Genomic DNA, 26,399 nt, shown 5'->3' on the forward strand with positions numbered 1-26,399 from the left:
CGTACAGGAATGTCGCAATTATGAAAGTTTTGACATATTTGAACGTATTTATGGGTTTTTTTCGGTGCATAAGGTGCACCAGAGAGGGTCAACCGAGGCGTCTGGCGCACTCGGTTGGGGCATTTCTGTTACTTATCTAGACTCACGCCGTAGAACGGTGTCAGCCCAAAGGGGCTGATCTTGAAGTCCTTCACTTCCTTGCGCAGGGGTTGGAAAACCGTCGAGTTTGCAATGGGCGTTATAGGTACTTGTTCTTTAAGAATTTTTTGTGCCTGTTGATACCACTTGATGCGCTGCTCGCGGTCACTGCTGACCTTGGCCTGCTGCACCAGTTTGTCGTAGGCCGGGTTACACCATTTGGCGTAGTTGCTGCCCTTGACCGCGGCACAACTGTAGAGCACGCCGAGCCAGTTATCCGGGTCGCCGTTGTCGCCGGTCCAGCCATAAATCATCGCATCGTGCTCGCCATTTTTGGCGCGCTTGATGTACTCGCCCCATTCATAGCTGACGATATTGGCCTTTATGCCGACTTTTTCCCAATCCTGCTGGATCATCTGGGCCGACATGCGCGCGTTCGGGTTGGAAGCGCGCTGGACGGTCATTGCCCACAGGTTGATGGTAGTGCCCGGTGCAACCCCTGCTTCTTTTAGTAGCGCGCGGGCCTTGGTCGGATCGTGCGGGGCATCCTTGATGGAGGGGTCATAAGACCACTGCGCCGGTGGCAGTGCATTCTGCGCCAATTGTCCGGCGCCCTGGTAAACCGCCTTGATGATCGCCGGCTTGTCGATGGCCATGTCCAGGGCCTGGCGGACCTTGAGCTGGTCCAGCGGTGGGTGGGTCACGTTGTAGGCCAGGAAGCCCAGGTTGAAACCCGCTTGCTGCAGCACGCGCAGGTTGGGGTCCTGTTTCATCACCTCGATGTCCGACGGGCGCGGGTAGCCGCTGACCTGGCATTCGCCGGCCTTGAGCTTTTGCAGGCGCGACGCGGCGTCCGGGGTGATGGCGAACACCAGGTTGTCGAGTTTCACATCCTCGGGTTTCCAGTACTGCTTATTGGCCACGTAGCGAATCTGCGAGTCCTTCTGGTAGCGCTTGAACACAAACGGCCCGGTGCCGACCGGTTTCTGGTTGATGTCTTCGGCCTTGCCCTCCTTCAATAGCTGGGCGGCGTACTCGGCCGATTGCACGGAGGCGAAACTCATGGCCAGGTTCTGCACGAACGAGGCATCGACGTTGTTCAGGTTGAAACGCACGGTGTGCTCGTCGAGTTTGTCGACGCTCTTGATCGTGGTGTTCAGGCCCATGTCGGTGAAGTACGGCGATTCGGAAGGGTAGGCCTTGCGAAACGGACTCTCGGCATCCAGCAGGCGATTGAAGGTAAACAGCACGTCATCCGCATTGAAATCGCGGCTGGGTTTGAAGAAATCAGTGGTGTGGAACTTGACGCCTTCGCGCAGATGGAAGGTGTAGGCCAGGCCATCCTCGGACACCTCCCAGCGTGTGGCCAGGCCCGGTTCGACTTCGGTGCCGCCACGCTTGAATTGGGTCAAGCGGTTGAACACGGTTTCGGCGGACGCATCGAAATCGGTGCCGCTGGTGTACTGGCTGGGGTCGAACCCGGCGGGGCTGGCTTCGGAGCAGTAGACCAGGGTACTGGCTGCGTGGGCCATCGGCATAAAGGCCAGCAGGCCGGCGGTGAGGAGCAGCGGTTTTAAGGCAGTTCTTGGCATGGAGACCCCTGAAGTGGCTGGCATATAAAAGCTGCGCGAACGAAAACGGCGGTCACCGAGGTTACCGCCGTTCGGGGCATGAGGTAAGGGGGCATGCTTGTGCGGTTGATCAAGTCGGCGTGACGGCAATCTCCAAGGTAGTCGGGGCGTGTTTATCGATAGCATAATCAGAGTCCAGCTCGTTACTCTCCCGGATGGTAAAGGTTCGTTTGATGGACACGTCCACACCCTTGACTTCGCTGGGTTCGACGTCCGGATTCAAGAGACGTCCTTTGGATATCACGCTGACCTTGGTGACGTTGGTGGAAGGATCGTGATCGATTTGAAAGGTCGTATCCGTAGCGCTGAACAGATAAGGCTCTTTCAGAACCGCATGGCTATTCAAGTCGACTACACCTGGCCCGGTCGCTCCCTGGTGGGCCACCTCAGAGATCCTGGCGCGCAGCTCCGGGTCGGGAATGGCAGCTTCAAAGCGTTCTATGCTGTTTCTCATAAGAAGATCAGCGGTTTCTGCCGTGACTTCATTCCCTGTTTTGCGTAGTTCGTTTAATTGCATGTTGATGTTGATTTCCGTGCGACTTTCCCCGTTATTTATGATGTAGGGGTTACGGCGTACATCTTTGATAAAGGGCGATGCATACTCGCTGCTGCCATATTCCGAGGGGCCGGCGGTTTCTGCAGCTAGAACTTCAAAGTCGGACTTTTTGTCGATTGACCAGTTAACGTTGAATTTCGTTTTGTCGCCGCTTGGATCGCGGAAATTTTTAGTGGCGAGGTCAAACTCGGCTCCATCATTGATTTGCAAATACTGATCGACGGCCTCGGCCCCTTTCATCACATTGCCTTCGACGTCGCGAAATTGTGTGGCGAAGTTGGCAGGGCGCCTTGCTTCATCGCTGGGGGCGGGTAAGGGCGCACGTCTCCAAGGCAGTCTGATGCCGCCATCTCCCTTGGCAGGCGCCCACTCGCCATCACCAAAAGAGTGAACGATCATCACCTGTTTTCGGGTTCCGGGATCAATGATCTCTACACGGTTGTCGCTCAGTTTGAAATTGCTTTTGATCTCATAGACCTCGGGAACACCTGTCGCGTCGGTATAACGAATGTACCAGCGGTCTTCTCCGGGGGCTGGCCCCTTGACGTGGTAAATGCCTTTGGCGTTGCGCGGGGCATTTTCAATCACCTGCTCACCGTTAGGCACTGCATGCTGGCTGATCTTTCCCGATTGGCTTGTGCGTATCCGGTCGACTTCTCCCGTCGGTGGCAACTGAATGTCTCCTGTTGCTCCACCGGGCGCAGGTTCGGCGGGCATGCCATCGATAGTGTTCGAAGCCTTGGGTGAGCGTACCAATTCCACATCGCTTGTTTCAGGGTTGAATCTCCAATTGTAACGTTCGGCATTCAGCGTGTTAGAAAGGCCGGGCAGATCACCTTCCCCAAGCTCTCCCGCACCTGGTGCCAGTTCGAGTGCCAATTGCAGCCCCGATATCACGGCCGCGGCATTTCCGCCAGCGCGATCCTCTGCCGTCATGCCATAGATGCCATCATGAATGCCAAAGACAATGTTGCCAGCGTTGCCGATGACGGGGGCGTAGCCGAAGGTATTCCCCCAGAATTCTTTGGCTGCTTTCCAGGATTGTTGCGAGGAGCCAAACACTTCCGTCTGGTCGGCCCATACCGAATTTTTTGTGTTTATGTCCTGGTATTTATCGGCTATTCCGTTGTTCAGGTCGCCATATTTAAGTTGATAGTCAGCGCCTCGCGCACGAGTGTAATTAAATGCCTCAGATACCGGTATGGATTGGTCTGAAAACAAGTTGTTATACCCCTCAAGGTGAGCATTTTCGCCTGAAATCAGATTGTCGAGAACTTCACCTGCCTTCGGCCAATGTGCGTCTTTTCCTCCTTGTATATCCTTGGCATTTAAACTTTTAAGCACGCTGTCACGATGGTCTTTGGCCCAGCTGGCAAAGTCCTTGTCCCCGTGTATTTCGCGGATGATGCCGTTTTTCAAGTCGACCATCACTCCCTTGTTGGGCCTATTGTTGTAATCGCCGTCGTAGGGGGTGTAAGGAATAAATGCATGCCCTGCCAGTGGGTAGCCGTATATGTTGGGAATTATAACCTGCCCATTTTTATCCAGTGTCCGGTTAATGGCTTCCTGACCTTCAGGGCTTAGGCTGTTGAATGCGCTTTTAACACTGCGTAGGCTTTGTAAGTTTCCCTCTAGAAGATAGATATCTGCTTTTCCTGATCTTTTTGCCAGTTCTCCCGAGGCGTCTCGCATTGGCGCTGCTACGGTCGTTTCCCACCTGTTTTGGAGGCTTTTGCCCAGCGACTCCAAGTCACTCACCGTACTCCTGTCTTTTGGGTCGATATTCATGAAGTTAAAGTTGATCGGCCCACCGCGTTCTACTTTATCGTGCTGCAGTGCGCCTGCCGCAATTTCCCATGCGTAGTAGGTGCGTTTCTCTGAGGCGCTTAAATTCTCGGGAGTACCCCGCCCTACATAGGACTCGAATGTCACCGTGATTTTTTTATGCGGGTCGTATCCGGCTGCCAACAAACCAGCACTGAAGTAACCTGCGGGGTCCATGAATTGACGAGTATCCTGGAATTTAATATTCCTTTCGCCTTCTTTACCGGACTCGATATCCTTGATCTTCCAATCTACGCGATACGCATATTCTTTGACACGCTTCTCCCGTTCTTGCATAGAAGCGCTGTCGTTGGGCGGAGTTACGCTCCACCCATAAATGACACCGTTGTAGTTACCCGGTTTAAGATCTTTTTTTTGCGTGTGGCCGTTTATTAATCCGCCAATATAAAACTTCTTGCTGTGCGGAGTATTGCTTCCTGTGTCCGAAGGGGCGATTGAGCGACGGAGGCGATTCCGCACGGGTTCTTGTTCTGCGGAGTACGCTTTTGGATCCGAGGCGTAGGCTGTTGATGAGGGGGCAGCTGTCGAAGAAAATTGCAGTGGGGGGGCGTCATTTTTTGCATTGGCGGCTCGATTTACGTAGTGGTTTTTAAGCTCTATCGTTGATCATCTATGTGCTGCCAAGCGGCAATGATTTCAAACTGCTGTGCATTAGCAGGCATCGTACCGAGAACCTCGAAAAAGCCACGTTTTTTCAAACTAAGCTGGCAGTGACAGTAGTTACGTGGCCACGCGGATGCACCGAGTTCCCTTTATATAATTGGATTGGGCGCGCAGCGTAACCCTTAAGCTTATTCCTATGGCGCGGAAGAAATTTTTTACGCGCAAGCAGCGTAGGCATGTTTCATGGCTGTCTGAGTTGGGCACTTGCCATTTGGGTCTTACTGCTGCGGTTAGTGAAACTTTGCCTGCATGGCCTTCGAGAGCGGCGATGTGAGTAGTGATTTTATTCTGGCGGTGTGGGGGCTGATGGGCGACATAAGAGCTGTCCAAAAAAAAAGCGCAGCCGTTGAGGCTGCGCCGCTTCTAATGCTGCAAACGGTTTACTGCACGACTTCAATTACCCCATCGGCGCTCATGCTGACCTGGCTGGTACCTGCCTCCACTTCCGGCGTCGGTGCTGAATCCATCATGGCCGCCTTCATCATCATTCCGCCACGGGCATAAGGTTGTGGGTAGCCATTGGTGTTGAAGTTCAAGTTGACGATCTTGTAGCCCTTGCCGCCCAGCGCATCGGTGGCCAGTTGCGCGCGTGCTTTAAACGCGGCGACCGCGTCCTTGAGCAGGGCGTCTTCGCTGGTCTTGCGCGTGGTGTCGGCGATGGCGAAGTCCATGTTTTCCATTTTCAGGGTGTTGAGCAGTTCGCCGGTGAGTTTGGACAGCGCCGGGAAGTCCGCGCTTTCCAGGCGCAGTTCGGCGCGCTCGCGCCAGCCGGTGATCTTCTGGTTCTTGTTGTCGTAGATCGGGTAGCTGTTACGGCTGCCCTGGCGCAAGGTCACGCCCTGGACTTCGCGCGCCTGGCCCAGGGCCTTGTTCATGGTGGTGGTGATTTCGGCGGCGAGCTTGGCCGGGTCGGCGTTCTGGGACTCGGTGTAGAGGGTGACGATCATCTTGTCGCGGGCCACTTCCTGGCTGACCTCGGCGCGCAGGGAAATCTGGTTGTAATTCAGTGCATCGGCGGCCAGTGCCGGAAGGCTGGCCAGGGCGCTGGCGCTGAGGGTGAGAACAACTGCACTGCGAGTGAAACGAGACATGGAAGCTCCTTAGGGTGTTCGTATCGGTATGACTGTAGACGGTGGTGTCGGGTTCTTCGGGTTTACATATTCGCTACACATTGTGCGGCCGCCGACGAACGGTCGTTCGCCCGGCCTGCGGCAAAGAGCCACACGCGCCATGCCAGCGTGCCCGCTTCGTTTATACTCCTGCCGATCCGCCTGCAGCGCTCATCGGGAGAGCTCATGCTCGCCGCCGTAAAACTGACTTCCGCCACCCGCCAGAACCTCTGGCGCCTGACGTTCATTCGTACCCTGGTACTGGCCGCGCAGGCTGGTTCGGTCGGGCTCGCCTATTGGTTCGACCTGCTGCCGCTGCCGTGGCTGCAATTGGGCGTGACCCTGGGTTTCTCCATCGTGCTGTGTGTGTTTACCGCCATTCGGTTGCGCACCACCTGGCCGGTGACCGAGCTGGAATACGCCCTGCAATTGGCCTGCGACCTGTTTATCCACAGTGTGTTGCTGTATTTCTCCGGCGGTTCCACCAACCCGTTCGTGTCTTATTACCTGGTGCCACTGACCATCGCTGCGGTGACCTTGCCGTGGCGCTACTCGGTGGTGCTGTCGGGTATCGCCCTGACCCTGTACACCCTGCTGCTGGCGCGGTTCTATCCGCTGCAGACATTCCCCATCGCCCGCGAAAACCTGCAGATCTACGGGATGTGGCTGAGCTTTGCCCTGTCTGCCGCCGTGATCACTTTTTTTGCTGCGCGCATGGCCGAAGAGCTGCGCCGCCAGGAAGAACTGCGCGCCATTCGCCGCGAAGAAGGCCTGCGTGACCAGCAACTGCTCGCCGTCGCCACCCAGGCCGCCGGCGCGGCTCACGAATTGGGCACGCCGCTGGCGACCATGAGCGTGCTGCTCAACGAAATGACCCAGGACCATCACGACCCGGCGCTGCAAGAGGATCTCGGCGTGCTGCGCGAACAGGTCAAGCAATGCAAGCAAACCTTGCAGCAACTGGTACGCGCGGCTGAAGCCAATCGCCGCCTGGCGGTCGATATGCAGGACGTGACCCAGTGGCTCGACGAAGCCCTGAACCGCTGGCACCTGATGCGCCCCGAAGCCAGCTACCGTTTCCATCTGCTGGGGCAGGGGACCGTGCCGCGCCTGGCGCCACCGCCGGACCTGACCCAAGCCTTGCTCAACCTGCTGAACAACGCCGCCGACGCCTGCCCCGAAGGCCTGGAAGTCCGGCTGGATTGGGATGTGGATGACCTGACGATCAGCATTCGCGACCATGGTGCAGGCGTGCCGCTGGCCATCGCCGAGCAGATCGGCAAACCGTTCTTTACCACCAAGGGCAAAGGCTTCGGCCTGGGCCTGTTTTTGAGCAAGGCCAGCGTGACCCGCGCGGGCGGCTCAGTGAAGCTCTATAGTCATGAGGAAGGCGGTACGCTCACCGAGCTGCGCCTGCCCCGTGTCGCACGAGGAGATATCGATGAGTGACGAGATCCAAGTCGAAGGCGAAGAACTGCCGCACCTGTTGCTGGTAGATGATGACGCCACGTTTACCCGCGTGATGGCGCGCGCCATGAGCCGTCGCGGTTTCCGCGTGAGCACCGCCGGCTCCGCCGAAGAGGGCCTGGCCATCGCCCAGGCCGACCTGCCGGACTATGCCGCGCTCGACCTGAAGATGGACGGCGATTCCGGCCTGGTGCTGTTGCCCAAGCTGCTGGAACTCGACCCGGAAATGCGCGTGGTGATCCTCACCGGTTACTCCAGCATTGCCACGGCCGTCGAGGCCATCAAGCGCGGCGCCTGCAACTACTTGTGCAAGCCGGCGGATGCCGATGATGTGCTGGCCGCATTGCTGTCCGAGCACGCCGACCTCGACACCCTGGTGCCGGAAAACCCGATGTCGGTGGACCGCCTGCAGTGGGAACACATCCAGCGCGTCCTCACCGAACACGAAGGCAATATCTCCGCCACTGCCCGCGCCCTGGGCATGCACCGTCGCACCCTGCAACGCAAGCTGCAGAAGCGTCCGGTACGCCGCTGAACCTAAGCTGAACAGCCTGCTTCAGGCCGCACGGAACCCTGAACCGATCACCTATGATCGGTTCAAACGCCTGCCTTCCTCCCTACGAGCCTGAACGATGAATCAGAACGCTGAGTACTCCGCGGTCAATGACGCTGTGCGTGGGCAATTTTTTCGCCGAACCTGGGCGATGATCACGCCTTATTGGCGAAGTGAAGAGAAGGGCAAGGCCTGGTTGTTGCTCGCCGTGGTGATTGGCCTGTCGCTGTTCAGCGTGGCCATTTCCGTGTGGCTCAACCACTGGTACAAGGACTTCTACAACGCCCTGGAAAACAAGGACACCGCCGCCTTCTGGCAACAGATCGGTTATTTCTGCGGTATCGCCACGGTGGCGATTCTCGGCGCGGTCTACCGTCTCTACCTCACCCAGATGCTGACCATTCGCTGGCGTGCATGGCTCACCGAAAAGTATTTCGCCCGCTGGCTTGGCGACAAGAACTACTACCAGCTGGAGCAGGGCGGCTACACCGATAACCCGGACCAGCGGATTTCCGAAGACCTCAACAGCTTTACCCTGAACACCCTGAGTCTTGGCCTTGGGCTGTTGCGCAATGTGGTCAGCCTGGTGTCGTTCTCCATTATCCTATGGGGCGTGTCCGGCAGTATTGAAGTGTTCGGTATCACCATCCCCGGCTACATGTTCTGGTGTGCATTGGTCTATGCCGGTGTCGGCAGTTGGCTGACCCATCTGATCGGTCGTCGTTTGATCGGCTTGAGCAACCAGCAGCAACGCTTCGAAGCGGACTTGCGTTTCTCCATGGTGCGGGTGCGGGAGAATGCCGAGAGCATCGCCCTGTACAACGGCGAACCCAATGAGCATCAGCGTTTGAACGCGCGGTTCGGGAAGGTCTGGCATAACTACTGGGACATCATGAAGGTGTCCAAGCGCCTGACGTTCTTCACTGCCGGCTATGAACAGATTGCGATCGTCTTTGCGTTTATCGTGGCTGCCCCGCGCTACTTTTCCGGCAAGATCGAACTGGGCGAGCTGATGCAAATCAACTCGGCGTTCGGCAACGTGCAGGGCAACTTCAGCTGGTTTATCAGCGCGTACGCCGACCTGGCCGGCTGGCGCGCGACCAGCGACCGTCTACTGAGTTTTCAGCAGGCCATGCGTGAGAACGAGCAGCGCCCAGCTGCCATCGACGTCAGCGCTGAAGGCGAGCGTCTTGTGGTGCAAGGGCTGGGCTTGAACCTGGTGGATGGTCGCCACCTGCTGACCGACGCCAACATGATCGTTGAACCGGGCCAGCGCGTCATGCTCAGCGGCCGTTCCGGCAGCGGCAAAAGTACCTTGCTGCGCGCCATGGGGCATCTCTGGCCGGCTGGTCACGGCAGCATCCGCCTGCCGGCCAGGCGTTACCTGTTCCTGCCGCAGAAGCCTTACCTGCCGATCGGCACGCTCAAGGCGGTGTTGAGTTACCCACAGGACGACAGCTTCTATTCGGCAGAACGTTATGCACAGGTCCTGGAAACCTGTCGCCTGCCGCACCTGGTGGAGCGCCTGGACGAAGCCAACCATTGGCAACGCATGCTCTCGCCCGGCGAGCAACAGCGCCTGGCCTTTGCCCGTGCCTTGTTGTTCGCGCCGCAATGGCTGTACATGGACGAAGCGACGTCGGCCATGGATGAAGAGGATGAGGCGACGTTGTATCAGGCGTTGATTGATGAATTGCCGGGGTTGAGCATTGTCAGCGTCGGTCATCGCAGCAGCCTCAAGCGCTTCCATGGGCGGCATGTGCGGATCGAGGGTGGGTGGCTTCAAGAGCAACCTGTGGCCTGAGGCCCCTTGTTCTGGAGAATGGTGCCCAACAAAAAGCCCGGTTGATCAGCGATCAACCGGGCTTTTCTATTGCTTGAAAATAACTTACTTCTTCAAGCCGTAATGCTCATCCAGCATGCCTGGGGCGTTTGGCGTTTTTGGCGCGTAGTCCCGTGGCGGTTCCTGGTTCTCCCGGGGCGGAGTCAGGCGTTCCCGTGGAGTTTGCGGTGCATCGGAATGCAGCGCGGCCAGCAGGCGCTGGCGGGTGATGTCGTCGAGGGCCAGGCGGTTTGCCCCATCGGCGAGGTGATCCTGTACTTCCTGGTAGCTCTGGGTGAGTTTCTTGACCAGGGTCGCGGTGCTGTTGAAGTGGGTAACAACCTCGTTCTGATAACTGTCAAAACGTTCCTGAATGTCATCCAACTGACGCTGCGTGCGGTTAGGCGCGGCATTCGGCAGCAGGCGGGCAACCAGGAATCCAATGGCGACACCGGCAACCAAGGCGAGAGTCGGCAACAACCAAACTAAGAGCGAGTGTTCCACGAGTCCTTCCTCTATAAACGGCTTTGCTTTACGTTAACGGCTCAAACCTGCGCTGTATACCGCGATTAAGCTCGCAATGATGCCATGCACAGACTTTTAGCTAGACGAGTCGACCCTTTGAGAGGTCACGGAGTTCATTCCTTGCTCATGCGTGAAACCCCCGTTTTGATCGATGGCCCGGTAGGCCAATTGGAAGCCCTGTACCTGGATCACCCCGAGCCACGTGGCCTGGCGCTGATCTGCCACCCTAATCCGGTGCAGGGCGGGACCATGCTCAATAAAGTCGTTTCGACCCTGCAACGCACGGCTCGCGATGCCGGGTTGATTACTTTGCGTTTCAATTACCGTGGCGTCGGTGCGAGTGCCGGCACCCACGACATGAGCACCGGTGAAGTGGACGATGCCGAAGCGGCTGCCACCTGGCTGCGTGAAAAGCACCCCGACCTGCCGATCACCCTGCTCGGTTTTTCCTTTGGCGGCTACGTGGCGGCCAGCCTCGGCGGCCGCCTGGAAGCCAAAGGCGAAAAGCTCGCGCACCTGTTCATGGTCGCCGCGGCGGTGATGCGCCTGCGCGATACCGATGTGCTGCCCCACAGCTGCCCGTTGACCCTGATCCAGCCGGAAACCGACGAAGTGGTCGACCCGCAAACCGTCTACGACTGGTCCGCCGCCTTGAAACGCCCCCATGAGCTGCTGAAAGTGGCAGAATGCGGGCACTTTTTTCATGGCAAGCTCACCGATCTCAAGGATCTGGTGCTGCCGCGCCTCTCGAATTGATAGCAGTCTGATAAGCGATTACCCATGACGACTCGTACCCGTATCCTCACCGGCATCACCACCACCGGCACGCCGCACCTGGGCAACTACGCCGGTGCGATCCGCCCGGCGATCCTGGCCAGCCAGGATGCCAATGCCGATTCCTTCTACTTCCTGGCCGACTACCACGCCCTGATCAAATGCGATGACCCGCAGCGCATCCAGCGCTCGCGTATGGAAATCGCCGCGACCTGGCTGGCCGGTGGCCTGGATGTGAACCGGGTGACCTTCTATCGTCAGTCCGACATCCCGGAAATCCCCGAGCTGACCTGGCTGCTGACCTGCGTCGCCGCCAAGGGCCTGCTCAACCGCGCCCATGCGTACAAGGCCTCGGTGGACAAGAACGTGGAGACCGGCGAAGACCCGGATGCGGGCATCACCATGGGCCTGTACAGCTACCCGGTGCTGATGGCGGCGGACATCCTGATGTTCAACGCGCACAAGGTGCCGGTGGGCCGCGACCAGATCCAGCACGTGGAAATGGCCCGCGACATCGGCCAGCGCTTCAACCACCTGTTCGGCAACGGTAAAGAATTCTTCACCATGCCCGAGGCGTTGATCGAGGAAAGCGTTGCCACCTTGCCGGGCCTGGATGGCCGCAAGATGTCCAAGAGCTACGACAACACCATCCCGTTGTTCACCAGTGCCAAGGACATGAAAGACGCCATCTCGCGGATCGTCACCGACTCCCGCGCGCCCGGCGAAGCCAAGGATCCGGACAACTCGCACCTGTTCACCCTCTACCAGGCGTTTGCCAGCAAGGCCCAGGAAGAAGCGTTCCGCGGCGAGCTGCTGCAAGGCCTGGGCTGGGGCGAGGCGAAGAGTCGTCTGTTCCAACTGCTGGACAGCCAACTGGGCGAAGCGCGCGAGCGTTACCACCAGTTGATGTCGCGCCCGACGGACATGGAAGACCTGTTGCTGGTCGGCGCCAAGAAAGCCCGTGCAGTCGCCGCGCCATTCCTGGCCGAGTTGCGTGAAGCGGTGGGCCTGCGTTCGTTCGTCAACCAGGCTGCGGCGCCGGTCGCGACCAAGAAGAAAGCCGCGAAAGCCGCGCGTTTCGTGAGCTTCCGTGAAGACGACGGCAGCTTCCGCTTCCGCCTGTTGGCCGCCGATGGCGAGCAATTGCTGCTGTCGCGCAACTTTGCCGATGGCAAGGCGGCCGGCGCAGTCACCAAGCAACTGCAAAGTGGCGCTGCGCTGGACGTACGCAGCGAAGCCCTGAGCTTCAGCGTATGGCTGGACGGTACCGCAGTCGCCGACAGCGCCGAGTTCGCCGATGCCGCATCCCGTGATGCCGCCATTGCAGCCCTGCGCATTGCGTTGACCCCAATCGAGGATTAACCCGACCAAGGGTTGATTGCCATTATCCAGGGCCGTCGTTACAGTGACGGCCCGTTTTTGTTGCCTTGCTAACGAAATTATGACGCCCCTAGAACGATACCAAGCTGATCTGAAACGCCCTGAATTCTTCCATGACGCGGCCCAGGAAACGGCGGTGCGTCATTTGCAGCGCCTGTACGACGACCTGGTTGCGGCCTCGCAAAGCAAGCCGGGGATGCTCAGCAAGCTGTTCGGCAAGAAAGACCACGTGCCGGTCAAGGGCCTGTATTTCTGGGGTGGCGTGGGCCGGGGCAAGACCTACCTGGTCGATACATTCTTTGAAGCGCTGCCGTTCAAGGAAAAGGTACGGACACACTTCCACCGCTTCATGAAGCGCGTGCACGAAGAGATGAAGACCCTGCCGGGTGAGAAAAACCCGCTGACCATCATCGCCAAGCGTTTCTCCGATGAAGCGCGGGTCATCTGCTTCGATGAATTCTTCGTCTCCGATATCACCGATGCCATGATCCTCGGCACCCTGATGGAAGAGTTGTTCAAGAACGGCGTGACCCTGGTCGCCACCTCGAACATCGTGCCCGACGGCTTGTACAAGGACGGCCTGCAACGCGCGCGCTTCCTGCCGGCCATTGCGCTGATCAAGCAGAACACCGAGATCGTCAACGTCGACAGCGGCGTCGACTACCGCCTGCGTCACCTCGAGCAAGCGGAGTTGTTCCACTTCCCGCTGAACGAAGCGGCGCATGAAAGCCTGCGCAAAAGCTTCCGCGCCCTTACGCCGGAATGCACCCAGGCGGTGGAAAACGACAAGCTGATGATCGAGAACCGCGAAATCATCGCCCTGCGTACCTGCGATGACGTGGCTTGGTTCGAATTCCGCCAACTGTGCGACGGCCCACGCAGCCAGAACGACTACATCGAGCTGGGCAAGATCTTCCACGCGGTGATCCTCAGCGGCGTGGAGCAGATGAGCGTCACCACCGACGATATCGCACGACGGTTTATCAACATGGTCGACGAGTTCTACGACCGTAATGTCAAGTTGATCATCTCGGCGGAAGTCGAACTCAAGGACTTGTATACCGGCGGGCGCTTGAACTTCGAATTCCAACGGACATTGAGCCGCTTGCTCGAAATGCAGTCCCACGAGTTCCTGTCGCGCGGGCACAAACCCTAAGACAGATGTAGGTCAAGTGCGGGAGGGGGCTTACTCCCGATAGCGGTCTTTCAGTAACAGATGCACTGACTGATCCAACGCTATCGGGAGCAAGCCCCCTCCCACATTTGCTTACGCAGCCTGTTGGAATTGCTGGCGGTATTGGTTCGGCGATAACTCGGTGTGTTGGCGAAACAACCGCGCAAAGAAACTCGCATCGTCGTAGCCCACCTCATAACTGATGGTCTTGATGCTCTTGCGGCTGCCCGAGAGCAGGCCCTTGGCCGTCTCGATACGTAAGCGTTGCAGGTAGTGCAGCGGCTTGTCGCCGGTGGCGGTCTGGAAGCGGCGCATGAAGTTGCGGATGCTCATGCCGTGTTCCCGGGCGACGTCTTCGAAGCGGAATTTGTCGGCGAAGTGCTCTTCGAGCCAATGCTGGATCTGCAGGATGATCACGTCCTGGTGCAGCTTCTGCCCGCCAAAACCGATACGTCCCGGTGAGTAGCTGCGCTGCACTTCGTAGAGGATGTCGCGGGCCACGGCCTGGGCGATGTTGGCGCCGCAGAAGCGTTCGATCAGGTAGATATACAGGTCGCACGCCGAGGTGGTGCCGCCGGCGCAATACAGGTTGTCGGCGTCGGTGAGGTGCTTGTCCTGGTTGAGCTGGACCTTGGGGAAGCGTTCGCCGAACGCGTTGAAGAAACGCCAGTAGGTGGTCGCCTCCTTGCCATCGAGCAGGCCGGCTTCGGCCAGCCAGAACACCCCGGTGGCTTCGCCGCAGAGTACCGCGCCCCGTGCATGCTGTTCGCGCAGCCACGGCAGCACTTGCGGGTAGCGCGCGCACAGGGCATCGAAGTCATCCCAGAAGGCCGGTAGCACGATGATGTCGGCGTCTTCCAGGCCGCCGTCCACCGGCATGATCACGTCACTGAAACTGCGCACCGATTTTCCGTCGGGGCTCACCAGGCGTGTTTCGAACGCTGGGGTCAGGCCCAGGCCTTGCTGTTTGCCATAACGCAGGCTGGCGAGATGGAAGAAATCCTTGGCTTGCATCAGGGTTGAAGCGAATACCCGATCAATGGCCAAAATGCTGACGCGCCGCAACGGCGTGGAGATTTGGTTAGACATAATTTCATTTATTCTTATAGGGGAAAGTGGTCACCAGACGGCTGGATCGTCTTATTTTTTGTCGCATGTGTCCAGTGTCCTGTGACGCCATCGGGGCATAGGCTCTGTGGGTTCCTCCTTGTCCGACAATCCACGCAGGTGACCCATGATTCCGAGAACCTTGTTCAGCCCGGAGCACGAACTCTTCCGCCAGAGCGTGCGCACTTTTCTTGAAAAAGACGCTGCACCGTTTCACGGGCAATGGGAGAAGCAGGGCTACATCGACCGTAACCTGTGGAACAAGGCGGGGGAGGCGGGGATGTTGTGTTCCCATCTGCCGGAGGAGTACGGCGGGCTGGGCGCGGACTTTCTCTACAGCGCGGTAGTGATCGAAGAGATCAGTCGCTTGGGCCTGACTGGCATCGGCTTTTCCCTGCATTCGGACATTGTCGCGCCCTACATCCTGCATTACGGCAGTGAAGCGCTGAAGCACAAGTACCTGCCCAAGTTGATCTCTGGCGAGACAGTCACGGCCATCGCCATGACCGAGCCGGGTGCCGGGTCCGACTTGCAAGGGGTCAAGACCACCGCCGTGCTGGACGGTGATGAGTACGTGATCAATGGCTCCAAGACCTTTATCACCAACGGGTTCCTGGCTGAGCTGGTGATCGTGGTCGCCAAGACCGATCCCAAGGCCGGTGCCAAGGGCACCAGCCTGTTTCTGGTGGAGGCTGATACGCCCGGCTTCGCCAAGGGCAAGCGCCTGGAGAAGGTCGGCATGAAGGCCCAGGACACCTCGGAGCTGTTCTTCCAGGACGTGCGGGTGCCCAAGGAAAACCTGCTGGGCCAGGCCGGCATGGGCTTCGCCTACCTGATGCAGGAATTGCCCCAGGAGCGTCTGACTGTCGCGATTGGCGCGCTGTCGTCTGCCGAGGCGGCGTTGCAGTGGACCCTGGAATACACCCGTGAGCGCAAGGCGTTCGGCAAGGCGATTGCCGACTTCCAGAACACCCGTTTCAAGCTGGCGGAGATGGCCACGGAGATTCAGATCGGCCGCGTATTCGTCGACAAATGCATGGCGCTGCACCTGGAAGGCAAGCTGGATGTGCCCACTGCCGCGATGGCCAAGTACTGGGCCACGGACCTGCAATGCAAGGTGCTGGATGAGTGCGTGCAGTTGCACGGCGGCTACGGCTTCATGTGGGAATACCCGATTGCGCGGGCGTGGGCGGATGCGCGGGTGCAGCGGATTTATGCGGGGACCAACGAGATCATGAAGGAGATCATTGCGCGGGCGCTTTGATTTTTGCTGGTCTTGAGTGCGTCATCGGGGGCAAGCCCCCGATAGCGGTCTACAGATCGATCAAGGCGCCGGATTCGGATGATCCTTCTGAATCGCCTCAATCCCTTCCAGCACCTCTTTCGACAGTTTCAGATCAGCACTGGCGATGTTGCTGTCCAGTTGCTCCAGGTTCGTGGCGCCAATAATGTTGCTGGTCACGAACGGTTGTTGGGTCACAAACGCCAACGCCATCTGCGCCGGATCCAGGCCATGCTCCCGCGCCAGTGCCACGTAACGGCTGCACGCCGCCTCCGACTGCGGGTTGAAGTAGCGGCTGAAACGGCTGTACTCGGTCAGGCGCGCCTTGGCCGGGCGTGCGCCACCTTCGTACTTGCCGCTGAGCATGCCGAACGCCAGGGGCGAGTAAGCCAGCAGGCCGCATTGCTCACGGATGGCCACTTCGGCCAGGCCCACTTCAAAGCTGCGGTTGAGCAGGTTGTAGGGGTTCTGGATCGATACCGCGCGGGTCCAGCCACGGGCTTCGGCCAGGGCCAGGAATTTCATGGTGCCCCACGGGGTTTCATTGGACAGGCCGATATGGCGGATCTTGCCGGCCTTGACCTGCTCGTCCAGGGCTTCGAGGGTTTCCTCCAGCGGGGTGAGGTCGTCTTCGTCCTTGTGCTTGTAGCTCAGTTGGCCGAAGAAGTTGGTGCTGCGCTCCGGCCAGTGCAACTGGTAGAGGTCGATCCAGTCGGTTTGCAGGCGCTTGAGGCTGGCGTCCAGTGCCTCGACGATGTGCTTGCGGTTATGGCGCAGGTGGCCGTCGCGGATGTAGTCGATGGTGTTGCCGGGGCCGGCGATCTTGCTGGCGAGGATCCAGTCGCCGCGGTCGCCGCGGCTTTTGAAGTAATTGCCGATATAGCGTTCGGTGGTGGCGTAGGTGTCGGCCTTGGGCGGCACCGGGTACATTTCCGCGGTATCGAGGAAGTTGATCCCCGCCGCCTTGGCCCGTTCGATCTGCGCGAAGGCCTCTGCCTCGCTGTTCTGCTCGCCCCACGTCATGGTGCCCAGGGCTATCGCGCTCACGTTCAGATCCGTACGGCCCAGCTGTCGATAATCCATCGGGTACTCCTTCAGGGAAAACAATCATAAAAGCAGGTTGAATTTTTTTTCGCAATCTGCATAATTGCCCACCTCTTTCTGCAGTGGAAGTGATGCGCCGCCTGCCGAAGAATCTTGCCGTTGAACGGACGCGCCGACCCGAGCCCCCGATAGCGTCTGTATCCGGCTGCCTTTGACTTGTCAAAGTAAGCACTATTCAGTAAGATCCGCCGTCTAATTTACAGGGCGGCCCCTGAGGCTATTAAAGAATGACAACTTTTACTGCAAAACCGGAAACAGTTCAGCGCGACTGGTTTGTCGTCGACGCCGCTGGTCAGACCCTGGGTCGTCTGGCCACTGAAGTCGCCAGCCGTCTGCGTGGCAAGCACAAGCCTGAGTACACCCCTCACGTTGACACCGGTGACTACATCGTGATCATCAACGCTGAGCAGGTACGTGTTACCGGCAACAAAGCGCAAGACAAAATGTACTACCGTCACTCCGGTTTCCCAGGCGGTATCAAGTCTTCCAACTTTGAAGGCCTGATCTCCAAGAAGCCTGAAGCCCCGATCGAAATCGCGGTCAAAGGCATGCTGCCGAAGGGCCCACTGGGTCGCGATATGTTTCGCAAGCTGAAAGTCTATGCGGGCGCTGTACACCCTCATGCTGCTCAGCAGCCCCAAGAACTGAAGTTTTAACGGAATAGTTCATTATGTCGGCGACTCAAAATTACGGCACTGGCCGTCGCAAAACCGCAACCGCACGCGTTTTCCTGCGTCCGGGCACTGGTAACATCTCGATCAACAACCGCACTCTGGACAACTTCTTCGGTCGCGAAACTGCCCGCATGGTAGTTCGTCAGCCGCTGGAATTGACCGAGACTGTTGAAAAGTTCGACATCTACGTCACCGTTATCGGTGGCGGTGTAAGTGGTCAAGCTGGCGCAATCCGCCACGGTATCACTCGCGCTCTGATGCAGTACGACGAAACCCTGCGTGGCGCTCTGCGCAAAGCTGGCTTCGTGACTCGTGATGCCCGTGAAGTTGAACGTAAGAAAGTCGGTCTGCGTAAAGCGCGTAAGCGTCCGCAGTACTCGAAGCGTTAATTCGCTTTACGTTCCACAAAAACGCCCAGCCTCCTTACGGAGCTGGGCGTTTTTTATTGCCTGCGATTTATGCACATTTTTCACCGTGACAACTTGCCACATCCGTAGACCCCCTATACTACAAGGCCTGGAGGCGGAGCCCCGGGCAATTCCCTTGTCAGACGTGGGGCTTTTCATTACCATTCGGCAAAATTTTTATAAGTTCAGATTTAATACTTAGTAGACGCCTGATTTAACAGGCCAAAAAGCTGATGGGAGAGGACTGAATGAGCAATGACGGCGTGAATGCAGGCCGGCGTCGCTTCTTGGTAGCAGCCACATCCGTGGTGGGTGCTGCAGGAGCGGTGGGGGCTGCGGTCCCGTTCGTGGGGTCATGGTTTCCCAGTGCCAAGGCGAAAGCCGCAGGTGCACCGGTGAAGGTGAATATCAGCAAGATCGAACCAGGCCAGCAGATGATTGCTGAGTGGCGCGGCCAGCCGGTATTCATTGTTCGTCGTACGGAGGAAATCCTGGGAAATCTGAAAAAGATCGAAGGCCAGTTGTCTGACCCCAAATCTGAGAAATCCGACCAACCCGCCTACGCCAAAAACGAAGCACGTTCGATCAAGCCAGAGATTCTGCTGCTGGTCGGCCTGTGTACCCACTTGGGATGCTCACCCACTTTCCGCCCGGAAGTTGCCCCAGTCGATCTGGGGAAAGACTGGGTCGGTGGTTATTTCTGCCCCTGCCACGGCTCCCACTACGATCTGGCGGGTCGCGTCTACAAGTCCCAGCCCGCTCCCTTGAACCTGCCCGTGCCTCCGCATACCTACGAAACTGACGACCTCATTGTCATTGGCCTCGATAAGGAGAACGCGTGATGAGCAAGTTCATGGATTGGGTCGATGCACGCTTCCCCGCTACTAAAATGTGGGAAGACCATCTCAGCAAGTATTACGCCCCGAAGAACTTCAACTTCTTCTACTTCTTTGGCTCCCTGGCACTGCTGGTGCTGGTCAACCAGATCGTCACCGGTGTCTGGCTGACGATGAGCTACACCCCGTCGGCGGAGGAGGCGTTTGCTTCCGTCGAATACATCATGCGTGACGTCGAGTACGGCTCGATCCTGCGTCTGCTGCACTCCACCGGCGCTTCAGCGTTCTTTATCGTGGTCTACCTGCACATGTTCCGTGGTTTGCTCTACGGTTCGTACCAGAAGCCACGGGAGCTGGTGTGGGTGTTCGGCATGCTGATCTACCTGGCGCTGATGGCAGAAGCCTTCATGGGCTACCTGCTGCCATGGGGCCAGATGTCGTACTGGGGCGCCCAGGTGATCATCTCGCTGTTCGGTGCGATCCCGGTCATCGGCAACGACCTGACCCAGTGGATCCGCGGTGACTACCTGATCTCCGGTATCACCCTGAACCGCTTCTTCGCCCTGCATGTCGTGGCGCTGCCCATCGTGATCCTGGGCCTGGTGGTGCTGCACATCCTGGCGCTGCACGAAGTGGGTTCCAACAACCCGGATGGCGTGGACATCAAGAAGCACAAGGACGAGAACGGCATCCCGCTGGATGGCATCCCGTTCCACCCGTACTACACCGTGAAAGACATTGTCGGCGTGGTCGTGTTCCTCTTCGTGTTCTGCTCGATCGTGTTCTTTTTCCCGGAGATGGGTGGTTATTTCCTCGAGAAGCCTAACTTCGAACAGGCGAACGCCTTCAAGACACCTGAGCACATTGCCCCGGTCTGGTACTTCACGCCGTTCTACGCGATCTTGCGGGCGATCCCCGACAAACTCATGGGCGTCATCGCCATGGGCGCGGCCATTGCGGTGCTTTTCGTGTTGCCGTGGCTCGACCGAAGCCCAGTCAAGTCCATGCGCTACAAAGGCTGGCTGAGCAAAATCTGGCTGTGGGTGTTCTGCATTGCATTCGTGATTCTGGGCGTGTTGGGCGTATTGGCGCCGACCCCGGAGCGTACGCTGCTGTCGCAGGTCTGCACCTTCCTGTACTTCGCCTACTTCATTCTGATGCCGTTCTACACCCGGCTCGAGAAGACCAAACCGGTTCCGGAAAGGGTGACTGGCTGATGAAAAAATTATTCGTTGCATTGATGCTTGCGGCGCTGCCGCTACTGTCCTTCGCTGCCGAGCACGGCGGCCCGGAACTGGAAAAAGTCGATATCGACGTGTCTGACAAGGCGGCTATGCAAGACGGCGCGCGTACGTTCGCCAACTACTGCATGGGCTGCCACAGCGCCAAGTTCCAGCGTTACGAGCGGGTGGCCGATGACCTCGGTATCCCCCATGAAATGATGCTGGAGAAGCTGGTGTTCACCGGCGCCAAGATCGGCGACCACATGAATATCGGCATGAAGCCTGCCGACGCCAAGACCTGGTTCGGTGCAGCACCGCCTGACCTGACTCTGGTGGCACGTGTACGCGGCACCGACTGGCTCTACGGCTACCTGAAATCCTTCTACGAGGACCCGGCGCGCCCTTATGGCGTGAACAACCGTGTGTTCCCGAACGTCGGCATGCCTAACGTTCTGGTCGGCCTGCAAGGCAAGCAAGTGGTAGGATGCAAGCAGGTTCAGGTCGTCGAAGACGGCAAGAAGCAATATGATCCGTTGACCGGTACGCCTTTGACCCATGAAGCGTGCGATCAACTGAAGATAGAAACCCCTGGTTCGTTGACTGACGAGCAGTTTGACGAGAAGGTCAAGAATCTGGTGACCTTCCTGGCCTATTCGGCCAACCCGGTCAAACTGCAACACCAGCGCATCGGGACGTATGTCTTGCTGTACCTGGCTTTCTTCTTCGTATTCGCTTATCTGCTTAAACGTGAATACTGGAAGGATGTGCATTGATCCAACCGTAAGCAATTGCTGTTAATCTTGCGCGCCCAGCGGCATCTCTAACCCGTAGCGACCTGGACTTTCCAGAGGCTGCAGAGATGCTTTCTGGGCGCGCTCGTTTTTGAGCTTTCCATAATTTCAACAAGCGAGGAGGACCGCCATGGGCGTGACCAATCGGTTGGCCTGTTACTCCGACCCCGCCGACCACTATTCCCACCGAGTACGCATCGTACTCGCAGAGAAGGGTGTCAGCGCCGAGATCATCAGTGTGGAGGTGGGTCGTCATCCGCCGAAACTGATCGAAGTGAACCCTTACGGCAGCTTGCCCACCCTGGTCGATCGTGACCTGGCGTTGTGGGAGTCAACCGTGGTGATGGAATATCTGGATGAGCGTTACCCGCATCCGCCTTTGCTGCCGGTGTATCCGGTGGCCCGTGCCAACAGCCGCCTGCTGATCCATCGGATCCAGCGAGATTGGTGCGGGCTGGTGGATTTGATCCTGGATACCCGCAGCAAAGAAGCCGCTCGGGTGCAGGCGCGCAAGGAATTGCGCGAGAGCCTGACCGGTGTTTCGCCGTTGTTCGCCGATAAACCTTTTTTCCTCAGCGAGGAACAAAGCTTGGTGGATTGCTGCCTATTACCCATACTCTGGCGCTTGCCGCTTCTGGGCATTGAACTGCCACGGCCGGCCAAGCCGTTGCTTGATTACATGGAGCGCCAGTTTGCGCGTGAGGCTTTCCAGGCAAGTCTGTCTGGTGTCGAACGCGATATGCGCTAAGGCTTAAGGAGCCGTTGATGAACTCCAGTCGACCTTACCTGGTCCGCGCGCTCTATGAGTGGATTGTGGATAACGATTGCACCCCGCACATGCTGGTCAATTCCGAATTTCCTGCGGTTCAGGTACCGCAGGGTTTTGCCAGTGACGGGCAGATTGTGTTGAACGTATCACCCAGCGCCGTGCGCCACCTGCACATGGACAATGAAGCGGTCAGCTTCGAAGGGCGCTTCGGCGGTGTGCCGCATACGCTGTTCGTGCCGATTGGCGCTATCCTCGGCATCTATGCCCGGGAGAACGGCCAAGGCATGGTGTTCGATCTGGAGTCGCCTTTCGAGGACGACGAAGTGATTGAAGAGGAAGATGGCGATGATGTGCCGCCACCGGATACCGAGCCACCGCGTCCAAGCGGTCGGCCGAGCCTGAAAGTGGTGAAGTAAAGTGCGTAAGTCTTCGGGCCTGCGTTAAAAAATGCCTCGGCTCTGCCGGGGCATTTTTTTGTCAAAAACTCCCCGCTGTTTCGCTGGCGGCTCCCGTGGTGAACTGATTGTCGACGCCGCCTTGCCAGTAGACCTCGTTGACATTGCTCAGGCTGCGGATCAGGCATTTCCATTTGATGTGTTGCTGTGTGGGCCACACGACAGTGCCGCTCCAGCGATTGGATGCGCCGGATTGCAGTGCGATAGCGTGGGCCGGGTCCCAGGCGCCGAGTTCGATAGGCGACCCCACTGCGTAGACTGCCTGGCCGAGCTCCGGCCTGGCGTTGTCGCAGTGCAGGGTGGTCGTGGTGTCGGAAGGTGCCGGGGCGGCCTGCCACGAGCGGATGCGCTGCCCGTCCGCAAACAGGGCAGGGCTGAAGCCGTCAGGCACCTTGGAAAGGTCGGAGTCCAAGGCGATCAGCAGGCGCTTGCGGCTGCCTTGGATGGCGGCCACCAATCCGGAATAGTGGGTCTGGAAACTGATGGGTGAATCGGCCCTGATGCCGGCGTCCTTGCGCAGGCTGATCAGCTCGCGGATCAGGTCGCCCCGGCCCCAGTCGTACGTGTCGGGCCAATACACAGTCGGCGTACCCGGGCTCAGCAGGATATAGGCGTAGGCGATATTGCGTTGCGGGTCGGCAAGGGGCCAATGATGCTGCCCGCCGTATTGCCCTGGCGAATAACCGGTGTCGTGGTTGTCGACAAAGGTCACCGCGACCTGCCGCCATGCCGGTTCGGGATTGCCATTCAAGCCATGACGCCACTCGGCCAAGCTGCCATTTTGCATGCGCTCCTTGAGGGCAAAATCGAACACGCTGCAGTGGGACCGATCCGACCAGTCCTTCAACGCATCCTGCCAACTGGCCTGGCTGCGCCAGTCGTTCGCCGGATACTCGCCGGGGCCTTTCCACAACTCGCCGACGCAGAACGCTTGGTCACCCAAGTTTTTCATCCACACATCGACCCGCTCCGGCGCGTAGCCGCGCACAAAATCGAAGCGCAAGCCTTTGGCGCTGTAGTTGTCCCGCAGGTTCCTGAATTCCTGCATGAAGCGCTGCGAGACTTCCGAGTTGCTTGTGTTGAGGTCGGCCGAACCGCTCATGAACGCATCGCCCTCATCACAGGCGACGGGGGCGGTGCAGTCATCGCGCCACAGCTTGAGCCCCCTGGGAAAGCGTATCTGTTTACTTGGCAGCTTGTCGTTCATATGGTTGGGCACCACGTCGTATATCGCTTGCACGCCGGCACCTGCCAGGGCGGCGACCGCCTGTTTGAGCTGGCTGTCGCTGCCGTACTGGCTGTTCTTGTCGAAGTCGCTCCAGAAGTAGCCTTCACCGCCGCCCGACGTTCCCGACGTCGCGTCGCTCCAACTGGATTGATCGCTCCAGGCGGGCGGCAGCCAGATTTTGGTGAAGCCGTCCTGGCCGATAGTGGGGGCCATTTGTGCCAGCACCTCATACCATTTCTGCGGGGCATTGCGGCTGGAGTTCCAGTGGAAACCCTGCAGCAGGATGTCTTCTCCACCGCCATTGCGCACGCTCGGCGGTGCAGCGTGGACGGCGCATGCCAGCAGCCAGACAATCGTTGTGCAATACCAGCCTGTGCGTTTCATCACCCGGCACCTGTTTGCTGGAACAGGCTTTACTCTGCTACGGGGATGGAAAACCGTCTGCTGTCATAATTGCCAGGTGCGCGAGAACGTTTGGCACTAAGACCCAGGCGTGAAGTAGCCACGCGTTATGTTCGAATTTGAACCCCCTTTTCACGGGAGCCCTATACAGCCGGAGCTGAAAGCTGCCCGCTTGTACATGAAAGTGCGGTACAAACGGTGATCGTACAACCGCCATGGGCTATGATGCTGTTTTAGTCCACCGAGATAGATGATTCCACATGGAAAACGCCAGCACCGCCCCTCGTCTTCCCCGCAAGCGCCGCAGCCTTGCCCAGGAATTGGTCACGGTGCTGTCCGAGCAGATCCGTGATGGTCAACTCAAACGTGGCGACAAGCTGCCCACCGAATCGGCGATCATGGACGCCCATGGCGTCAGCCGCACCGTGGTCCGCGAGGCCATCTCCCGCTTGCAGGCGGCGGGGCAGGTGGAAACCCGTCATGGTATCGGCACCTTTGTGCTCGACACGCCGAGCCCGAGCGGCTTTCGCATCGATCCGGCCACCGTAGTGACCCTGCGTGATGTGCTGGCGATTCTCGAACTGCGTATCAGCCTGGAAGTGGAATCCGCCGGGCTGGCCGCACTGCGCCGTAGCGATGAACAGCTGGCCGCCATGCGCGCGGCCCTCGATGCCCTGAATGAAAGCGCGGCACACGCCGGTGATGCAGTGGCCTCGGACTTCGCGTTCCACCTGGAAATTGCGTTGTCCACCGGCAACCGCTACTTCACCGACATCATGACCCACCTGGGCACCAGCATCATCCCGCGTACGCGCCTGAACTCGGCACGCCTGGCCCATGATGACCACCAGCACTACATGGGACGCCTGAGCCGCGAACACGAAGAAATTTATGAAGCGATTGCTCGCCAGGATTCGGATGCGGCGAGGGCGGCGATGCGCTTGCACCTGACCAACAGCCGTGAGCGGCTGCGCCATGCCCATGAAGAGGCTGAAAGGGCAGGCTGATCGTCAGCAGGTGGCTCATGTGCTGTCCAGCGTTTTTCTATGACGTTTGCATTGATTGGATGTAGGACGCTAACGAGTCCAGTGTTCGCCTCAGGAGCCAATGCCTAAGCCCCTGAGGTGTGTTATCCGCCCTTGATGAACGGTACATAACTGTTAGAACTCACAGTATCGACAGGCGGTACCGCTCAAGCCGGGGTATTCGGCTTGTAATCCTTAAGCAACAAATACGTACTCCACCCCCACCAATCATTGGTCCAGTGCTTGTCGTTCAGGTCATTCACGTCCTTGCGTCGTAGCACCTTGTCGCCCTCCATCTTGAACAATGGCGAGAAGTTATTCGCCGGGTTCTGTGCCGCGTTCAAATCCGGGACGTACAGCGGTGCCTTGAAGTTGGCCGGGGAGGGCGCAACGCCATCGATGAAGGTTTCGAAGATCTCATCAGCGGATGCCTGAACGGCGCGTTTGACCTGTGCCCGATTGGCTGCGTCGATACTGTCGAAATAGCGTTTGTCGCCATAGGCATGCCACTCGTCACCCACGGCATTGCGCACCTTGAGCCCGAACTTGCTGTCTTCATCGTGCATGAAGCGGCTGATCAGCGAGCCCAGTTCGCCCGGAGTGACGACCGCCGCCAGCTGTTTGCGCGGCACGCGCAGGTGGCCGGCAGAAAATAGATCGGTCAAGAAGTGATCGGCAAAGCCGTTCATGGCGTAGGCCAGCTCCAATGCCTGATCGGTACCGGTCTGGTGGGCCACCACGGCCTGTTGCAAGGCGGCTGCATGCCCCGCCAGGTAGGCCGCCAGCGCCCATTCGCCGAAGTGGTCGGCGTTGTCCGCCGCCAGTTTCAGGTAACGCCCCAGTGGGATCAGTGCCGACACCGCGCTGCCGCCACCGGTGATGCGGTTCCATTCCTCGGACAACGTATCACCCAGAGCATCATAGGCTTCATGGGCTTGCTTGCCGTCCTTGATCGCCTGGTTGACCGCGTTGATCTCTTTTTGCATCACCGCCAGGATCTTCGGCGCTTCGTCCCGCGAGGCCGGCAGCACGGCCAGTGAGTTGAACGCGGCGCTGAAACGCTGCATACGATCGGCAGGTGAGGTGCCTTCGTTGATGGGCTGGCCGGGGATGCCATAAAAATCACCGCCCAGGGCGATCACTTGGCCGTAGGTGAGTGCCAGCCCGTTGGGCAGGTGCAGTTCGACTTGCCGCGCGGGGATTGCCGGGGCGTCCTTGCTGAAGCGCAACAGCGTATCGTCGCCGATGGCGGTGTGTTCACCGCCTTCGAAGCGCAGGGTAGGCGGTTTTTTTGCGGGTGCTGCGAGTTCAGGACCTGACATGTTAGCTCCTTGCTATGTCGTAGGAATCTTCCTTGAATACTGTATATATATACAGTCATGCAGAGCATAGAGGAATAATTTCCTACGTCAAGAACACCGCTGCCCAAGCCTTTCAACGCCCTCAAGTGCACAACGCC

23 protein-coding genes are annotated in these 26,399 nt (G+C 58.5%); 15 read left to right on the forward strand and 8 right to left on the reverse strand.

Features of this window, described 5'->3' with window-relative positions; all coding sequences use genetic code 11:
- Positions 1 to 128: 128 nt before the first annotated feature.
- The 3 genes from J1N02_RS17885 to J1N02_RS17895 form a co-directional block, all read right to left on the reverse strand.
- The gene (locus J1N02_RS17885) at positions 129 to 1,730 is read right to left on the reverse strand and encodes an ABC transporter substrate-binding protein (protein ID WP_169899131.1); all 1,602 of its coding nucleotides are present in this window, start codon (positions 1,728 to 1,730) and stop codon (positions 129 to 131) included.
- Positions 1,731 to 1,839: 109 nt separating this feature from the next.
- Complete coding sequence (locus J1N02_RS17890) at positions 1,840 to 4,629, reverse strand: hypothetical protein (protein ID WP_421147537.1); 2,790 nt, start codon at positions 4,627 to 4,629, stop codon at positions 1,840 to 1,842.
- Between the two features lie 584 nt (positions 4,630 to 5,213).
- On the reverse strand, positions 5,214 to 5,924 hold the full coding sequence (locus tag J1N02_RS17895) for an SIMPL domain-containing protein (protein WP_169899129.1): 711 nt from the start codon (positions 5,922 to 5,924) through the stop codon (positions 5,214 to 5,216).
- 204 nt (positions 5,925 to 6,128) lie between these two features.
- On the opposite strand from J1N02_RS17895, the gene J1N02_RS17900 reads away from it, so the two are divergent.
- The 3 genes from J1N02_RS17900 (at position 6,129) to J1N02_RS17910 (ending at position 9,766) form a co-directional block, all read left to right on the forward strand.
- Positions 6,129 to 7,391: an ATP-binding protein gene (locus tag J1N02_RS17900; protein ID WP_090409478.1), complete on the forward strand. Its 1,263-nt coding sequence runs from the start codon at positions 6,129 to 6,131 to the stop codon at positions 7,389 to 7,391.
- Positions 7,384 to 7,944, forward strand: a complete 561-nt coding sequence (locus tag J1N02_RS17905) for a response regulator transcription factor (RefSeq protein WP_010565532.1) — start codon at positions 7,384 to 7,386, stop codon at positions 7,942 to 7,944. Before J1N02_RS17900 ends, J1N02_RS17905 begins: the two co-directional genes overlap by 8 nt.
- A gap of 97 nt (positions 7,945 to 8,041) precedes the next feature.
- Entirely contained in the window at positions 8,042 to 9,766 is a 1,725-nt protein-coding gene (locus tag J1N02_RS17910; RefSeq protein ID WP_421147538.1) for an ABC transporter ATP-binding protein/permease, read from the forward strand.
- An 84-nt stretch (positions 9,767 to 9,850) separates the two neighbouring features.
- On the opposite strand, the gene J1N02_RS17915 is transcribed toward J1N02_RS17910, so the two are convergent.
- Positions 9,851 to 10,288: a YhcB family protein gene (locus tag J1N02_RS17915; RefSeq protein WP_003171734.1), complete on the reverse strand. Its 438-nt coding sequence runs from the start codon at positions 10,286 to 10,288 to the stop codon at positions 9,851 to 9,853.
- A 147-nt stretch (positions 10,289 to 10,435) separates the two neighbouring features.
- On the opposite strand from J1N02_RS17915, the gene J1N02_RS17920 reads away from it, so the two are divergent.
- From J1N02_RS17920 to zapE, 3 genes are all read left to right on the forward strand, one after another.
- Entirely contained in the window at positions 10,436 to 11,065 is a 630-nt protein-coding gene (locus J1N02_RS17920) for an alpha/beta hydrolase (RefSeq protein ID WP_065924314.1), read from the forward strand.
- A 24-nt stretch (positions 11,066 to 11,089) separates the two neighbouring features.
- Positions 11,090 to 12,445 (forward strand): tryptophan--tRNA ligase, encoded by a 1,356-nt coding sequence (locus J1N02_RS17925; protein WP_169899127.1) that lies wholly within the window; start codon positions 11,090 to 11,092, stop codon positions 12,443 to 12,445.
- 79 nt (positions 12,446 to 12,524) lie between these two features.
- Positions 12,525 to 13,619 carry a cell division protein ZapE gene (gene zapE / locus J1N02_RS17930; protein WP_027604847.1) on the forward strand — a complete coding sequence of 365 codons (1,095 nt, stop codon included), beginning with the start codon at positions 12,525 to 12,527 and terminating at the stop codon, positions 13,617 to 13,619.
- A gap of 111 nt (positions 13,620 to 13,730) precedes the next feature.
- Here zapE and J1N02_RS17935 read toward each other — a convergent pair whose 3' ends face one another.
- Complete coding sequence (locus J1N02_RS17935; RefSeq protein ID WP_169899207.1) at positions 13,731 to 14,651, reverse strand: GlxA family transcriptional regulator; 921 nt, start codon at positions 14,649 to 14,651, stop codon at positions 13,731 to 13,733.
- Positions 14,652 to 14,871: 220 nt separating this feature from the next.
- Here J1N02_RS17935 and J1N02_RS17940 point away from each other — a divergent pair, with 220 nt between their 5' ends.
- Positions 14,872 to 16,008: an acyl-CoA dehydrogenase family protein gene (locus J1N02_RS17940; protein WP_027604845.1), complete on the forward strand. Its 1,137-nt coding sequence runs from the start codon at positions 14,872 to 14,874 to the stop codon at positions 16,006 to 16,008.
- 60 nt (positions 16,009 to 16,068) lie between these two features.
- Here J1N02_RS17940 and J1N02_RS17945 read toward each other — a convergent pair whose 3' ends face one another.
- Entirely contained in the window at positions 16,069 to 17,109 is a 1,041-nt protein-coding gene (locus tag J1N02_RS17945; protein ID WP_065924311.1) for an NADP(H)-dependent aldo-keto reductase, read from the reverse strand.
- 248 nt (positions 17,110 to 17,357) lie between these two features.
- On the opposite strand from J1N02_RS17945, the gene rplM reads away from it, so the two are divergent.
- From rplM to J1N02_RS17980, 7 genes are all read left to right on the forward strand, one after another.
- Positions 17,358 to 17,786, forward strand: a complete 429-nt coding sequence (rplM, locus tag J1N02_RS17950) for a 50S ribosomal protein L13 (protein ID WP_003171742.1) — start codon at positions 17,358 to 17,360, stop codon at positions 17,784 to 17,786.
- A 14-nt stretch (positions 17,787 to 17,800) separates the two neighbouring features.
- Positions 17,801 to 18,193 carry a 30S ribosomal protein S9 gene (gene rpsI, locus J1N02_RS17955; RefSeq protein ID WP_003171743.1) on the forward strand — a complete coding sequence of 131 codons (393 nt, stop codon included), beginning with the start codon at positions 17,801 to 17,803 and terminating at the stop codon, positions 18,191 to 18,193.
- A gap of 266 nt (positions 18,194 to 18,459) precedes the next feature.
- The gene (petA, locus tag J1N02_RS17960; RefSeq protein WP_027604843.1) at positions 18,460 to 19,053 is read left to right on the forward strand and encodes a ubiquinol-cytochrome c reductase iron-sulfur subunit; all 594 of its coding nucleotides are present in this window, start codon (positions 18,460 to 18,462) and stop codon (positions 19,051 to 19,053) included.
- The gene (locus tag J1N02_RS17965) at positions 19,053 to 20,264 is read left to right on the forward strand and encodes a cytochrome b (RefSeq protein ID WP_003171746.1); all 1,212 of its coding nucleotides are present in this window, start codon (positions 19,053 to 19,055) and stop codon (positions 20,262 to 20,264) included. The genes petA and J1N02_RS17965 overlap by 1 nt, the downstream gene beginning before the upstream one ends.
- Complete coding sequence (locus tag J1N02_RS17970) at positions 20,264 to 21,043, forward strand: cytochrome c1 (protein ID WP_027604842.1); 780 nt, start codon at positions 20,264 to 20,266, stop codon at positions 21,041 to 21,043. Before J1N02_RS17965 ends, J1N02_RS17970 begins: the two co-directional genes overlap by 1 nt.
- A 148-nt stretch (positions 21,044 to 21,191) precedes the next feature.
- Positions 21,192 to 21,809 carry a glutathione S-transferase N-terminal domain-containing protein gene (locus J1N02_RS17975; protein WP_421147539.1) on the forward strand — a complete coding sequence of 206 codons (618 nt, stop codon included), beginning with the start codon at positions 21,192 to 21,194 and terminating at the stop codon, positions 21,807 to 21,809.
- A gap of 17 nt (positions 21,810 to 21,826) precedes the next feature.
- A complete protein-coding gene (locus J1N02_RS17980; protein WP_027604840.1) occupies positions 21,827 to 22,246 on the forward strand; it encodes a ClpXP protease specificity-enhancing factor in 420 nt (139 codons plus the stop codon).
- Positions 22,247 to 22,307: 61 nt separating this feature from the next.
- Here J1N02_RS17980 and J1N02_RS17985 read toward each other — a convergent pair whose 3' ends face one another.
- The gene (locus J1N02_RS17985; protein WP_421147540.1) at positions 22,308 to 23,897 is read right to left on the reverse strand and encodes a glucan 1,4-alpha-maltotetraohydrolase domain-containing protein; all 1,590 of its coding nucleotides are present in this window, start codon (positions 23,895 to 23,897) and stop codon (positions 22,308 to 22,310) included.
- A 278-nt stretch (positions 23,898 to 24,175) separates the two neighbouring features.
- Between J1N02_RS17985 and J1N02_RS17990 the strand changes: the two genes are divergently transcribed.
- Positions 24,176 to 24,922, forward strand: a complete 747-nt coding sequence (locus J1N02_RS17990; protein WP_027604839.1) for a FadR/GntR family transcriptional regulator — start codon at positions 24,176 to 24,178, stop codon at positions 24,920 to 24,922.
- A gap of 185 nt (positions 24,923 to 25,107) precedes the next feature.
- Here the strand turns inward: J1N02_RS17990 and J1N02_RS17995 are convergent, their stop codons facing one another.
- Positions 25,108 to 26,262: a phospholipase gene (locus tag J1N02_RS17995; RefSeq protein WP_368960619.1), complete on the reverse strand. Its 1,155-nt coding sequence runs from the start codon at positions 26,260 to 26,262 to the stop codon at positions 25,108 to 25,110.
- Positions 26,263 to 26,399 lie beyond the last annotated feature (137 nt).

The organism is Pseudomonas sp. NFX5, assembly GCF_049132125.1.
In the GTDB taxonomy this organism is placed as follows: Bacteria; Pseudomonadota; Gammaproteobacteria; order Pseudomonadales; family Pseudomonadaceae; genus Aquipseudomonas; species Aquipseudomonas marginalis.

Excerpts from the sequence above, each read along its gene's own strand:
- J1N02_RS17885 (WP_169899131.1), bottom strand. The coding sequence starts at position 1,730 with ATGCCAAGAACTGCCTTAAAACCGCTGCTCCTCACCGCCGGCCTGCTG.
- J1N02_RS17895 (WP_169899129.1), bottom strand. The coding sequence starts at position 5,924 with ATGTCTCGTTTCACTCGCAGTGCAGTTGTTCTCACCCTCAGCGCCAGC.
- J1N02_RS17900 (WP_090409478.1), top strand. The coding sequence starts at position 6,129 with ATGCTCGCCGCCGTAAAACTGACTTCCGCCACCCGCCAGAACCTCTGG.
- J1N02_RS17905 (WP_010565532.1), top strand. The coding sequence starts at position 7,384 with ATGAGTGACGAGATCCAAGTCGAAGGCGAAGAACTGCCGCACCTGTTG.
- J1N02_RS17910 (WP_421147538.1), top strand. The coding sequence starts at position 8,042 with ATGAATCAGAACGCTGAGTACTCCGCGGTCAATGACGCTGTGCGTGGG.
- J1N02_RS17920 (WP_065924314.1), top strand. The coding sequence starts at position 10,436 with ATGCGTGAAACCCCCGTTTTGATCGATGGCCCGGTAGGCCAATTGGAA.
- J1N02_RS17925 (WP_169899127.1), top strand. The coding sequence starts at position 11,090 with ATGACGACTCGTACCCGTATCCTCACCGGCATCACCACCACCGGCACG.
- zapE (WP_027604847.1), top strand. The coding sequence starts at position 12,525 with ATGACGCCCCTAGAACGATACCAAGCTGATCTGAAACGCCCTGAATTC.
- J1N02_RS17935 (WP_169899207.1), bottom strand. The coding sequence starts at position 14,651 with ATGCAAGCCAAGGATTTCTTCCATCTCGCCAGCCTGCGTTATGGCAAA.
- J1N02_RS17940 (WP_027604845.1), top strand. The coding sequence starts at position 14,872 with ATGATTCCGAGAACCTTGTTCAGCCCGGAGCACGAACTCTTCCGCCAG.
- J1N02_RS17945 (WP_065924311.1), bottom strand. The coding sequence starts at position 17,109 with ATGGATTATCGACAGCTGGGCCGTACGGATCTGAACGTGAGCGCGATA.
- rplM (WP_003171742.1), top strand. The coding sequence starts at position 17,358 with ATGACAACTTTTACTGCAAAACCGGAAACAGTTCAGCGCGACTGGTTT.
- rpsI (WP_003171743.1), top strand. The coding sequence starts at position 17,801 with ATGTCGGCGACTCAAAATTACGGCACTGGCCGTCGCAAAACCGCAACC.
- petA (WP_027604843.1), top strand. The coding sequence starts at position 18,460 with ATGAGCAATGACGGCGTGAATGCAGGCCGGCGTCGCTTCTTGGTAGCA.
- J1N02_RS17965 (WP_003171746.1), top strand. The coding sequence starts at position 19,053 with ATGAGCAAGTTCATGGATTGGGTCGATGCACGCTTCCCCGCTACTAAA.
- J1N02_RS17970 (WP_027604842.1), top strand. The coding sequence starts at position 20,264 with ATGAAAAAATTATTCGTTGCATTGATGCTTGCGGCGCTGCCGCTACTG.
- J1N02_RS17975 (WP_421147539.1), top strand. The coding sequence starts at position 21,192 with ATGGGCGTGACCAATCGGTTGGCCTGTTACTCCGACCCCGCCGACCAC.
- J1N02_RS17980 (WP_027604840.1), top strand. The coding sequence starts at position 21,827 with ATGAACTCCAGTCGACCTTACCTGGTCCGCGCGCTCTATGAGTGGATT.
- J1N02_RS17985 (WP_421147540.1), bottom strand. The coding sequence starts at position 23,897 with ATGAAACGCACAGGCTGGTATTGCACAACGATTGTCTGGCTGCTGGCA.
- J1N02_RS17990 (WP_027604839.1), top strand. The coding sequence starts at position 24,176 with ATGGAAAACGCCAGCACCGCCCCTCGTCTTCCCCGCAAGCGCCGCAGC.
- J1N02_RS17995 (WP_368960619.1), bottom strand. The coding sequence starts at position 26,262 with ATGTCAGGTCCTGAACTCGCAGCACCCGCAAAAAAACCGCCTACCCTG.